The organism is Streptomyces longispororuber (assembly GCF_014656095.1).
Lineage (GTDB): Bacteria > Actinomycetota > Actinomycetes > Streptomycetales > Streptomycetaceae > Streptomyces > Streptomyces longispororuber.
Genome location: NZ_BNBT01000197.1, coordinates 1 through 12,569 on the forward strand (window position 1 = coordinate 1; position 12,569 = coordinate 12,569).

The following is a 12,569-nucleotide window of genomic DNA, read 5'->3' on the forward strand; positions in this document are numbered from 1 at the left end:
CGTCGGGGCCGGACCCGCCGCCCGGGCCGGACGGCCCGCCGCCCCCGGGCCGCCGCGCCTTGTCCTTCGCCGTGTCCGTGCTCACCGCTCAGCGCCCCCTGCCGTGCCGTCCGCCGCCGTTCCGGTCCCGCTGCCCGCCGCGTGGCCCGCCGTACTGTCCGTCGCGCCGCGTATGGTGCCGCCTGCCGTGCCGTCCGCCGCGTGCCCCGCGGTGCCGTCCGCCACCGCACTTCCCGACATCAGCCACGCGTACTCCGCGTTGCTCCGCAGCAGTTCCTGGTGCGTGCCCACGGCCGCGACGCGGCCGCCGGACAGGAGCGCGACGCGGTCGGCGAGCAGGACCGTCGACGGGCGGTGGGCCACCACCAGGGCCGTGGTGTCCGCGAGGACCCGCCGCAGGGCGGCCTCGACCAGTGCCTCCGTGTGTACGTCGAGCGCCGACAGCGGGTCGTCGAGGACGAGGAAGCGGGGCCTGCCCACCACCGCGCGCGCCAGCGCGAGCCGCTGCCGCTGGCCGCCGGACAGGCTCAGACCCTGCTCGCCGACCTGCGTGTCCACGCCCTGCGGGAGCCGGTGCACGAAGTCCGCCTGGGCCACCGCGAGGGCCCGCTCCAGCTCCGGCTGCCCGGCGTCGGCCCCGGCTCCCATGAGGACGTTCTCGCCCACCGACGCGGAGAACAGCGTCGGCTCCTCGAAGGCCACCGACACCAGCTCCCGCACCCGCTCGCGGGGCAGCGCCGCGATGTCCTGCCCGTCGAGCGTGATCCGGCCGCCGCTCACCTCGTGCAGCCGGGGCACGAGCGCCGTGAGCGTGGTCTTGCCGCTGCCCGTGGCGCCGACGAGCGCCATGGTCTCGCCGGGGCGCACGTGCAGGTCGATCCGGTCCAGCACGGGGGGCTCGTCGTCCGGCGCGTCCGGGTACCGGAACGACACGCCCTCGAAGCGGATGCCGCCCCCGGCCCCCTCCACCCGCGCCTCGCCCGTCTCCGGGTCGGTCTCCCGCGCGGCGTCCATGACCTCGAAGTACCGCTCCGTCGCCGTCGCCGCCTCCTGGCTCATCGCGAGCAGGAAGCCCAGCGACTCCACCGGCCAGCGCAGCGCCAGCGCCGTGGACAGGAACGCCACCAGCGTGCCCGCCGACAGGTCGCCGTCGGCGACCCGCACCGAGCCCAGCACGAGCGCCGCCCCGATCGCCAGCTCCGGCAGCGTCGTGATGACCCCCCAGATCGCGGCGAGCAGCCGCGCCTTGGCCAGCTCGGTGCCGCGCAGCGTCCGCGACAGCTCGCGGAACGCCCGCGCCTGGCTGCGGTGGCGCCCGAAGCCCTTGATGATCCGGATGCCGAGCACGCTCTCCTCGACGACCGTCGTCAGATCGCCCACCTGGTCCTGGGCCCGCCGCGCCACGGCCGCGAACCGCCCCTCGAAGTACGCGAGGAGGACCACCAGCGGCACCACCGGCGCGAGCAGCACCAGGCCGAGCGTCCAGTCCTGGGCGAGCAGCAGGGCCACGCCCACGAGGATCGTCGCGCCGTTGACCACCATGAACGTCAGCGGGAACGCCAGGAACAGCCGGACCAGCATCAGGTCGGTGGTGCCGCGGGAGAGCAACTGGCCCGAAGCCCACCGGTCGTGGAAGGCCACCGGCACCCGCTGGAGGTGGCGGTACAGGTCCGCCCGCATCGACGCCTCCACGCCCGCGAGCGGCCGCGCCACCAGCCACCGCCGGAAGCCGAACAGCAGCGCCTCCGCGACGCCGAGCCCCAGCAGGAGCAGCGCCCCGAGCCACACCCCGGCCGTGTCCCCGTCGGCCACCGGGCCGTCCACCATCCACTTCAGGACGAGGGGGAACACCAGGCCCGTGCAGGAGGCCAGGATCGCGACGAGGGCGGCGGTGAACAGGCGGGCCCGCACCGGGCGCACGTACGGCCACAGACGCGTGAGCGTCCTGGCCGCGGACCTGCCGCCCGGCGGGTTCTCGGCGGTGTCGACTGTGGTGGGCATCAGGGGCGAGCCTACGTTTCACCACTGACAGCGCCCACCGATTAACGGCCCAGGAGACCTCCTCCGCTGGTCCTAGGCCACGGCCCCGGGCCCGCGTCCCGGAGCCCGGCCGACAGCCCCTGTCCGCGGCCCCCCCCGCCAACCGGTCGGCGGACGCCGGTGCGGGCGCACACGTCCGTGCCCCCGGCCACGAGCCGCTGAGCTCCCGCGAACGGGAAGTGCTCGCACTCGTCGCCAGGGGCACGTCCAACCGGGGCACCGCCGATGAGCTGTTCGTCAGCGAGGCCACGGTCAAGACCCATCTCACCCATGTGTACGGCAAGTTCGGCGTCAGGGACCGGGCCGCGGCGGTGTCGGAGGGCTTCCGCCGCGGCATCCTCGGCCGACCCCGCGAGGGGCCGGGCCGAGGCCGGAATCCGGTCCCGCGCGGGCCGCGCACCCCCCGGGGCGCGGCCCGCTCAGCCCTGGGTCCTTACCCGCGCTCCCACAACGCGGGGGCGTTCGGGGGCTCCCAGCCCTGCTGCGCCTGGTGCGGCTGGAGGCAGCGGAAGGTCTCACCGTCGTACGTGACCGTGTCACCGGCCTCGTAGACGGTGCCCGCCGCCCAGGTGCCGCTCGGGTCGCCGGGGCCGGGGCCCGGGTCCTCGCCACCGCCGGTCGTCCGCAGCGTGAGCTGGTACTGCTGCAGCAGCGGGTTGATCGGCTGGTGGAAGGTCGTGCCGCCGGAACGGCAGTTGCCGGAGCCACCGGAGGTGACGCCCTGCGCCTGGCTGCCGGAGATGTACGAGCCCCCGGAGTCACCGGGCTCGGCGCACACCGTCGTACGGGTCACGCCGCTGATGGTGCCCTCGGGGTAGGTGACGCTGGTGTTGTGCTGCGAGATCGTGCCGCAGTGCCAGCCCGTGGTCGAACCGGAGCGGCAGATGGACGCGCCTACCGGCGACTGCGTCGAGCCCGCGACGCCCACGCGCGCGCCGCCCTGGCCCTTGACGTACGGCGTCGCGGTCCACTGGGAGTTCGTCGCCACCCAGGCCATGTCCCGGCCCGGGAAGATGGAGCCGCGGAAGGTGCCCTGCGCGACCCGGTTGTAGCCCTGCGTGGCCGTGCCCGCGCGGCCGCAGTGGCCGGCGGTGGCGAAGCCCTGGGTCGAGCCCTGGGTGACGGAGAAGCCGACGGAACAGCGGCCGCCCATGTAGTACGCGTCGCCGCCGACGATGTCGTAGAAGGCGCGCGGGCGGTCCTTGGTCCGCTCCACCCGGACGAGGTCGCGGTCGACCCCGGCGGCGGCGACGAACTTCTCGGCGGCGGCGGTCTTCACCGCGCTCACCACCACGGCGTTGGTCTTCACGTCGACGTACCAGACCGGCGCGTCGAGGGTCTTCGTGCCCTTCGCGGCCCGGTCCAGCTTCGCCTTGGCCGCGTCGAGCCGGGCGACGGTGTGCCCGACGACCAGCGCCTTCGCGCCCTTGGCGGTGATGGCGGGGACGTCCTTGGCGTCGACCGTCGCGACCGTGAGCGTGCCCGAGGTGGCGCCGTGCACCCAGGCGCCCGCGAAGTCACGGCCGAGCCGGTTCCGCAGCGCGCCCGCGACGGCGCCCGCCTCGGCCTCGTTGACGAGGCGCTCCTTGGCCTGCGCGGCACTGAGCCCGAGGTCGCGCTGCATCGCCTTCAGGACCTGGGGCGAGGTCTCGGCGACGGCGGCGGTCTCGGCGGGGGACGGGGACGCGGCCCGGGCGGACGCGGAGCCGGGGAACCCGGCGAGGACGAGCGCGCCGGCGGCCGCGAACGCGGCGGCGGCCGCGGCGACGGAGCGGTTGTGGGGGGACGGGGAGGAATGTCTGTGCTGCATGGGGGTCTCCTCGGTGTCAATCGGGGAGGGAGGGGCCCGACATGCGGGGAAGCGGGACCCGCTCTCTCACCGGTCGCCCACACGGTAGGAGCCGCCAACGGCACACCAGTAGATACCAGTTGCCCCCCTGTCACCGCGTTATGGAACCGGAGGTGGTGCAGCCAGGGCTAGGCCAGCCCCACGTCCGCCGCCCCCGGCGAGGCCAGCCACGCCGAGTAGCTCTCGCTGCGCGCCGCGGCAGCCGCGTGCGCGGCCCGCGCGTGCGCGAACACCGCCGGCGCGGTGTCGTGCGCGTACGTCTCCGGGTGCCACCCCAGCAGATGCCGCCAGTACAGCGGCGTCCCGGCCAGCGGCCGCGTCACGATGCCCTGCGTCGGCGGGAACGTCGCCCGGCACAGCCCCACCGCCCGCCCCACCTGCACCAGGTGCACGCACGATGCGGTGTCGGTCTCGTACACGGACGCGGGCGTGAACCCCGCCCGCGCGCACGCCGCGGTGAAGCAGTCCCCGAAGCAGCCGTCCCCCGGCACGTCCGTCCACGCCTCCCCGGCGAGGTCCCCGAGCTCGATCTCCGCCGCCCCTGCGCACCGGTGCCCCGTGGCGAGCATGACGAACACCGGGTCCCGCGCCACCTCCCGCCACACCAGCCGCTCCCGCTCCGGCGGACTCGCCGCCCCGCACGTGCCGACGAGCGCGAAGTCGAGCCGGCCGTCCGCGACCTGCGCGGCGATCTCCCGCTCCGACCAGGAGGTGTACGTGGTCACGGACTGCTCGGGGTGCGCCGCCGCGAGCCGGTCGACGAGGCCGCCGAGCAGCGGCCCGTGCGTCCCGCCGAGCCGGAACCCGCGCCGGTCCTGCCACACCCGGGTGAACCGCTCCGCCTCCTCCTGGAGCCCGCTGACGGCCGGCAGCACGATCCGGGCGCGCGCCAGCACGAACTCGCCGAGCGGCGTCGCCCGCACCCCGAACCTGCCGCGCTCGAACAGCTCGCCCCCCAGGGCCCGCTCGATGCGCTTCAACTGCGCGCTGAGCGCGGGCTGCGCGAGCCCGAGCGCGGTGGCGGCCTTGGTCAGGCTGCCCGCGTCGGCGATCGCCCGGATCGTCTTCAGGTGCCGCAACTCCAGGTCCATGACGTGAGCTTCGCCGCCTGTCGGGCCCGGGGCAATACCTTGGTACAGACCTGAATTACCGTCATTCCGGCTACGGATACATACCCCTACCGCAAGGCGCGACGGGTGCGTGCGGGGACGGTACGCACGGACGGCACAGGGCCGCGCGCGGGCACCGCCCGGCCCGGGTCGCGGCCCGGGTCACCCCGCCGCCGGCACCGCCTTCAGGAGCAGCGCCGTCCGCGCCCCCACCGGCACCGCCGTCCCCGCGGCGAGCACCGTCCCCGGCGCCTCCCGCTGGTCCTCGCGCGCGGTGTCCACCACCACCTCGTACGCCTCCGCCCACGGCGGCCCCGGCAGGCGGAAGTCCACCGGCCGGTCCGCCGCGTGCAGCACCGCGAGGAAGCTGTCGTCCGTCACCTGCGCCCCGCGCTCGTCCCGGCCCGGTATGTCCCGCCCCGACAGGTACATGCCGAGGGTCGCGGCGGGCGCGTACCAGTCGGCGGGCGTCATCTCCGTACCGCGCGCCGTGAACCACGCCAGGTCCCGCAGCCCGTCCGCCGAGTGCGGCCGCCCGGAGAAGAAGGCGCGCCGGCGCAGCACCGGGTGCCGGTGGCGCAGCGCGATCAGGCGGGACGCCAGCGCGAGCAGCTCCCGCCAGCCGGGGTCCTCGCGCAAGCCCCAGTCCACCCAGCCGACCTCGTTGTCCTGGCAGTACGCGTTGTTGTTGCCGCGCTGGGTGCGGCCCATCTCGTCGCCCGCGAGCAGCATCGGCACCCCGGTGGACAGCAGCAGCGTCGTCAGCAGGTTGCGCAGTTGCCTGCGGCGCAGCGCCCGGACGTCCTCGTCGTCGGTCTCGCCCTCCGCCCCGCAGTTCCAGGAGCGGTTGTCGGCGGACCCGTCGCGGTTGCCCTCGCCGTTGGCCTCGTTGTGCTTGCGCCCGTAGCTGACCAGGTCCCGCAGCGTGAAGCCGTCGTGGGCGGTCACGTAGTTCACCGACGCGTACGGGCGCCGCCCGCCCCAGGCGTACAGGTCGCTGGAGCCCGACAGGCGGTAGCCGAGGTCGCGCACGTCCGGCAGCGCGCCGCGCCAGAAGTCGCGCACCGCGTCGCGGTAGCGGTCGTTCCACTCCGTCCACAGCGGCGGGAACGCCCCCACCTGGTAGCCGCCGGTGCCCACGTCCCAGGGCTCGGCGATCAGCTTCACCCGCCGCAGGACCGGGTCCTGCGCGATCACCGCGAGGAACGGCGAGAGCATGTCGACGTCGTGGAAGGAGCGCGCGAGGGCCGCCGCCAGGTCGAAGCGGAAGCCGTCCACGCCCATCTCGGTCACCCAGTACCGCAGCGAGTCCGTGATCAGCCGCAGCACGTGCGGGCGCACCACGTGCAGGGTGTTGCCGCAGCCGGTGTAGTCGGCGTACCGGCGGGCGTCGTCCTGGAGCCGGTAGTAGCCGCGGTTGTCGATGCCCTTCAGGGAGAGCGTCGGGCCGAGCTGGTCCGCCTCCGCGGTGTGGTTGTAGACGACGTCGAGGATCACCTCGATCCCGGCCTCGTGCAGCGCCCGCACCATCCGCCGGAACTCGCCGACCTGCTGCCCGGTGGTGCCCGACGCGGCGTAGCCCGCGTGCGGCGCGAAGTAGCCGATGGAGTTGTACCCCCAGTAGTTCCTGAGCCCCCGCCGCAGCAGGTGGTCCTCGTGCGCGAACTGGTGCACCGGCATCAGCTCCACGGCCGTCACCCCGAGCCGTACGAGGTGCTCGACGGCCGCCGGGTGCCCGAGCCCCGCGTACGTGCCGCGCAGCGGCTCGGGCACGTCCGGGTGGCGCATCGTGAAGCCGCGCACGTGCAGCTCGTAGATGACGGAGTCCGCCCACGGCGTCTTGGGGCGGCGGTCGTCGGCCCACTCGTCGTCCGGGGCGTCGTCGTGCACGACCACGCCCTTGGGCACGAACGGCGCCGAGTCCCGGTCGTCGCGCACGGTGTCCGCCACGTGCTGCTGCGGCCAGTCCCGCACGTGGCCGTAGACCTCGGGCGGCAGCGTCCCGTAGTCCCCGCCGGCACCGCCCGCGCCCGCGTCGACCGCGCGGGCGTACGGGTCCAGGAGCAGCTTGGCCGGGTTGAAACGGGCGCCCGTCCAGGGGTCCCAGCGGCCGTGCACGCGGTAGCCGTACCGCTGGCCCGGCCGCACGCCGGGGACGAAGCCGTGCCAGATCTCGTGCGTCAGCTCGGTGAGCGGGCAGCGCGTCTCGGTGCCGTCCGCGTCGAACAGGCACAGCTCGACGGCCTCGGCGCCGCCCGCCCACAGCGCGAAGTTCGTGCCCGCCACCCCGTCCGGGCCCACCCGGAAGCGGGCGCCGAGCGGTGTGGGCGCGCCCGGCCTGACCGGGCGGGTGGGCGCCGGGCGGACCCGGCCGCCGCGCCCGCCGTTGCGCTCGGCCGCGGTGCCGCCGGACCGGATCTGGCCCAGGGCACGCGCCCCCTTGACTGCCTCCTGCTCGGGTGCGCTCGACACCTGTCAGCCTCCCGCGGCTCGGCCTCGTCGACGCGCGCGGCCGGGGCGCCCGGCGTCCCGGCCGCGGCTCCCCGGACGGCGTCCTTCCCCCTGTTCTGCCCACCGGGCGGGTCGCACTCACGTTTCCCGGGGCGGGGCAGCCTCGTTGGGTCCGACGTGAGACAGGCAACGAGGTGCGCCCGGCGCGCACGGGCCGCGCTGACCGCGGCGGTGGCATGTACAGCACTGGTACTGGGAGCGGGGGGCTGCTCCGGCACGGCCTTCGAGGGGCTGCTCGGCACGGGCCGCTCGCCCGCCGACGCCATCCGCGTCACGCCCGGCGACGGCGACAAGAGGGTCCGGCCCGAGGAACGGCTCGTCGTCGAGGTGCCCGACGGCCGCCTGGAGTCGGTACGGGTCGTCAAGTCCCAGGACGCCCAGGAGTCCGAGGTGCCCGGGCGCATCGCCCCCGACGGCATGACCTGGGAGCCCCTGCGGGGGAAGGGGGGCGGCAAGCTGGCGCTCGCCGCGAAGTACACGGTCGACGCCGTCGCGCTCGACGGCCACGGCCGCCGCCACGCGCGCCACACGACGTTCACCACGCAGGTTCCCGACGAGCGCTTCATCGGCTACGTCACGCCGGAGAACCGGGCCACGGTCGGCACCGGCATGATCGTCTCGCTGGAGTTCAACCGCGAGATCACCGACCGCGCCGCCGTGCGGCGGGCGATCCGCGTCACCGCGTACCCGGAGGTGGAGATCGCCCCGCACTGGTTCGGCGCCACCCGGCTGGACTTCCGGCCACGGACGTACTGGAAGCCCGGCACCAAGGTCACCGTCGCGCTGCGGCTGCGGGACGTGGAGGCCGCCCCCGGCGTCTACGGCCTGCAGGACAAGACCTTCTCCTTCACGGTCGGCCGCAGCCAGGTCAGCCGCGTCGACGCGGCCGCGCACACCATGGAGGTGCGCCGCGACGGCGAGCTGATCTCCACCGTCCCGATCACCGCCGGCGCCCCGAGGACCACCACGTACAACGGCAAGATGGTGATCACCGAGATGCTGGAGGTGACCCGCATGAACAGCCGCACCGTCGGCTTCGGCGGGGAGTACGACATCCCGGACGTGCCGCACGCGATGCGCCTGACCACCTCCGGCACCTTCCTGCACGGCAACTACTGGGCGCCCGACGCGCCCGGCAACAGCAACGTCAGCCACGGCTGCGTGGGCCTGCGCGACGTGAAGGGCGGCAGCTCCAAGACCCCGGCGGGCTGGTTCTTCGACCGCAGCCTCGTCGGAGACGTCGTCGAGGTCGTCAACAGCCAGGACGAGACGGTCGCGCCCGACAACGGCCTCGGTGGCTGGAACATGGGCTGGCAGGAGTGGAAGACCGGAAAGAAGGCGGCACACGCGGGCAAGGTGGGTAAGAAGGACGACAAGAAGGGCAAGGGGGAGCGTTCCGGCCGCTGACACCACCGCCGCCCCGTGCCGCGAGCGCAGTCGGTACTGAACGGTGACATTGGCGAGGAGTCATCGGTGCGAACTGTGTGATTAATTTACGCAGTGCGCGAGTCGGACGGTCTTTCCCGCTCGCGCCGCGGCATATCAGTGCGGGCCTGTCGGGGCCGTGCGAGGGGAGAATCATCGTGAACGGGCGACCGATATCGGGGGCGTCGGCCCACGCGCGCGAGCGCGGGCGGCGGCGGGGCGCCAAGGGACTGACCGCGGTGGTGTCGGGGGTGACGCTGCTGCTCGTGGCCGCGTGCGGCGGCGGCTCGGGCTCCGGGGACGGCGGCAAGGACAAGGGCGGCGCCGACGCCAACAAGCCCTCGGACGCGGTCGTCAGCATCGCCCCGAAGGACGGCGCCGACGCCGTGGCGACGAGCGGGGCGCTGCGGATATCGGCCGCCAAGGGCAAGCTCACCGAGGTGACGGTGAAGGACCCCAAGGGCAAGGCCGTCCCGGGCAGGATCGTCGACGGTGGCGCGAAATGGTCGCCCGCGCGCCACCTCGCCTCGGGCACGAAGTACACGGTGCACGCGATCGCCAAGGACTCCGACGGCCGGGTCGCGGCGAAGGACTCGTCGTTCACCACGCTCGTGCCGAAGAACACCTTCGTCGGCCAGTTCACGCCGGAGGACGGCACGAAGGTCGGCGTCGGCATGCCGTTCTCGGTGCGCTTCACGCGCGGCATCACCGCCCCCGAGGACGTCGAGAAGGCCATCGACATCAAGACCGAGCCCTCGGTGCCCGTCGAGGGCCACTGGTTCGGCAACGACCGCCTGGACTTCCGCCCGGAGAAGTACTGGAAGCCCGGCACGAAGGTCACCGTCAAGCTGAACCTGGACGGCGTCGAGGGCCGCCCCGGCGTCTACGGCAAGCAGGCCAAGACCATCCGCTTCGAGATCGGCCGCAGCCAGGTCTCCGTCGTCGACGTCAAGACCAAGCAGATGACCGTCGAGCGCGACGGCAAGGTCATCAAGAAGATCCCGGTCACCACGGGCAAGCCCGGGTACGACACGTGGAACGGTCAGATGGTCATCAGCGAGCGCCTGAAGGTCACCCGCATGAACGGCGAGACCGTCGGCTACGGCGGCGAGTACGACATCAAGGACGTGCCGCACGCCATGCGCCTGTCCACCTCGGGCACGTTCCTGCACGGCAACTACTGGGGCGGCGGCGCCTTCGGCAACTACAACGCCTCGCACGGCTGCGTCGGCCTGCGCGACGTGCGCGGCGGCTACGACAAGAACACGCCCGCCGCCTGGTTCTTCAACCGCTCCATGGTCGGCGACGTGGTGATCGTCAAGAACTCCAACGACAAGGTCATCGCCCCGGACAACGGCTACAACGGCTGGAACATGTCCTGGCAGGAGTGGAAGGCGTAACGCCGCCGCGGCGGGGCGCCGGCCGCCCCGCCGCCACGGAAAGGAAGGGACCGGCGCACCGGTGTGACCAAGTGCACCGGTCCCTTCCGCATGAACGACCGCTAACGTGCCCGTCATGACAACTGTGCACCTCGAAGTCGCCGACGGCGTCGGTACGATCCGCCTCGACCGGCCGCCGATGAACGCCCTGGACATCGAGCTCCAGGACCGCCTGAAGGACCTCGCGGCGGAAGTGACCGACCGCGACGACGTCCGCGCCGTCGTGCTCTACGGCGGCGAGAAGGTGTTCGCGGCGGGCGCGGACATCAAGGAGATGCAGGACATGGACCACACGGCCATGGTGCTGCGCTCCCGGGCCCTGCAGGACTCCTTCACCGCGATCGCCCGGATCCCCAAGCCCGTCGTCGCCGCCGTCACCGGCTACGCCCTCGGCGGCGGCTGCGAGCTGGCGCTCTGCGCGGACTTCCGCATCGCCGCCGACGACGCCAAGCTCGGCCAGCCGGAGATCCTGCTCGGCCTGATCCCGGGTGCCGGCGGCACCCAGCGCCTGCCGCGCCTGATCGGCCCGTCCAAGGCCAAGGACCTCATCTTCACCGGCCGCCAGGTCAAGGCCGCCGAGGCCCTCGCGATCGGCCTGGTGGACCGGGTGGTGCCCGCCGCCGAGGTGTACACCGAGGCGCACGCGTGGGCGGCGCGGCTCGCCAAGGGGCCCGCCCTCGCGCTGCGCGCCGCGAAGGAGGCGGTCGACCAGGGCCTGGAGGCGGACATCGACACCGGGCTGGCCGTGGAACGCACCTGGTTCGCCGGTCTGTTCGCCACCGAGGACCGCGAGCGCGGCATGCGCAGCTTCGTCCAGGACGGCCCCGGCAAGGCGAAGTTCCTCTGACTTCCGGCCAGTTGAGGTCACGTCAGCCAAAGTTTCCCCCGAAGGAGCGGTTTATCGCGGACTTAAGACAGCCTTAAGTCCAGCGGGGCCGAGGCGCTCCGTGATCACTCGTGAGCGAGAGGTCACCGCAGGTCAGCGCAGGTGTGCCCGACCTCTACCTGCCCATGGCATATGACGTACCCGCCCCTCGGAACGGAAGGTTCCGGGGGGCTTATTCCGTCGGAACGGCCCCAACGCGGTTCCTGGGCGGCCATGATGGGACGCATGGCGGGGCAGGAGGGTTTCGAACAGCCGCGGAAGCGCACGGGGGCCACCGCCGCGCGCTGGTCGCCGGCCGTGGAGGACGAACACGCCCTGAAAGCACTGGAGTTGTTCGGCAACCCCGCCGACGCCGCCGTCCAGCTCCCCTCCCGCCCGGAGTCCGCCGCCATCGCCCGCCGCCTCGCCCAGGTGGTCGTGCTGCGCCACTGGGGCCTGTCGCCCAAGCTCGCCGAGGACGTCATCCTGCTGGTCTCCGAGCTCGTCGGGAACGCCGTGCGCCACACCGGCGCCCGCGTCTTCGGGCTGCGGACGCTGCGCCGCCGCGGCTGGATCCGGGTCGAGGTCCGCGACCCCTCGCGCGGCCTGCCGTGCCTGATGCCGGTGCACGAGCTCGACGTCAGCGGGCGCGGGCTGTACCTGGTCGACAAGCTCGCCGACCGCTGGGGCGTGGACCTGCTGCCGCGCGGCAAGACGACCTGGTTCGAGATGCGGATCACCGACCGCTAGGCGCGTGCCGGGCGCCGACCTGGTACGCGAAAGCCCCCGGGGCCGTGGGTGGCGGCGCTGGCGGGGGCCTTCGAGCGGGGCCGTGGACGGAGTGGGTGGGGCCCACGGCCGCAAAGGCGACGTAGCTCGGGTCAAGGAGAGTCGCTGCATCCGACTATGGCAGACGGGGGCCACCGCTCCAAAGTTCCTTACTCGGGCATAGGCGGACAAAGCATGACAGTTTAGAGGTGAATCCTTGGTGAGATAGAGCACTCGCCTTGTAAACGACGGTTGAACGAGGGTTGTGGGAGCGAAGGGGAGGCTCCCTCGGGTGGTCCTGGTCCGGACCTTCGCACGGGGGAGCCTCGGGGCATCGGGCCTGTAAACGCCGTGAACCGGGTCAATCAGCTCCTTTCGTCCTCTGTCCCCATTAAATGGTCGCCGTGATGGAGCGCCCAGAGGCAGCCGACCACCCACAGCCCCCGCACCCCTCGCGGCCCGCCCCCGGCCCGCGCGCAGAGCCGGCCGCCGCCGACGACCGTGGCCCCGCCCCCGATCGCCGCGCCACTCTCCGCGCCGCCGTCGGGCTCGCCCTCGCCGGG

8 protein-coding genes and 1 pseudogene are annotated in these 12,569 nt (G+C 73.5%); 5 read left to right on the forward strand and 4 right to left on the reverse strand.

Annotated elements, in window-relative coordinates; translation table 11 throughout:
* Positions 1-81: 81 nt before the first annotated feature.
* Complete coding sequence (locus tag IE330_RS35000) at positions 82-2,001, reverse strand: ABC transporter ATP-binding protein (RefSeq protein ID WP_190140214.1); 1,920 nt, start codon at positions 1,999-2,001, stop codon at positions 82-84.
* 92 nt (positions 2,002-2,093) lie between these two features.
* Here IE330_RS35000 and IE330_RS39430 point away from each other — a divergent pair.
* Positions 2,094-2,384, forward strand: a pseudogene (locus IE330_RS39430) (response regulator transcription factor); the annotation flags it as partial.
* Positions 2,385-2,473: 89 nt separating this feature from the next.
* On the opposite strand, the gene IE330_RS35010 reads toward IE330_RS39430, so the two are convergent.
* The 3 genes from IE330_RS35010 to glgX all read right to left on the reverse strand — a co-directional run bounded on the left by IE330_RS35010 (position 2,474) and on the right by glgX (position 7,470).
* A complete protein-coding gene (locus IE330_RS35010) occupies positions 2,474-3,850 on the reverse strand; it encodes a carbohydrate-binding protein (RefSeq protein WP_190140215.1) in 1,377 nt (458 codons plus the stop codon).
* Between the two features lie 167 nt (positions 3,851-4,017).
* Positions 4,018-4,980 (reverse strand): LysR family transcriptional regulator, encoded by a 963-nt coding sequence (locus IE330_RS35015; protein WP_190140216.1) that lies wholly within the window; start codon positions 4,978-4,980, stop codon positions 4,018-4,020.
* A gap of 180 nt (positions 4,981-5,160) precedes the next feature.
* Entirely contained in the window at positions 5,161-7,470 is a 2,310-nt protein-coding gene (gene glgX, locus IE330_RS35020; RefSeq protein ID WP_190140217.1) for a glycogen debranching protein GlgX, read from the reverse strand.
* Between the two features lie 210 nt (positions 7,471-7,680).
* On the opposite strand from glgX, the gene IE330_RS35025 reads away from it, so the two are divergent.
* The 4 genes from IE330_RS35025 (at position 7,681) to IE330_RS35040 (ending at position 11,988) form a co-directional block, all read left to right on the forward strand.
* Entirely contained in the window at positions 7,681-8,916 is a 1,236-nt protein-coding gene (locus IE330_RS35025) for a L,D-transpeptidase (RefSeq protein WP_190140218.1), read from the forward strand.
* Positions 8,917-9,092: 176 nt separating this feature from the next.
* The gene (locus tag IE330_RS35030; protein ID WP_190140219.1) at positions 9,093-10,334 is read left to right on the forward strand and encodes a L,D-transpeptidase; all 1,242 of its coding nucleotides are present in this window, start codon (positions 9,093-9,095) and stop codon (positions 10,332-10,334) included.
* Positions 10,335-10,449: 115 nt separating this feature from the next.
* Positions 10,450-11,220, forward strand: a complete 771-nt coding sequence (locus tag IE330_RS35035) for an enoyl-CoA hydratase/isomerase family protein (RefSeq protein ID WP_190140220.1) — start codon at positions 10,450-10,452, stop codon at positions 11,218-11,220.
* 264 nt (positions 11,221-11,484) lie between these two features.
* Positions 11,485-11,988 (forward strand): ATP-binding protein, encoded by a 504-nt coding sequence (locus tag IE330_RS35040; protein ID WP_190140221.1) that lies wholly within the window; start codon positions 11,485-11,487, stop codon positions 11,986-11,988.
* Positions 11,989-12,569 lie beyond the last annotated feature (581 nt).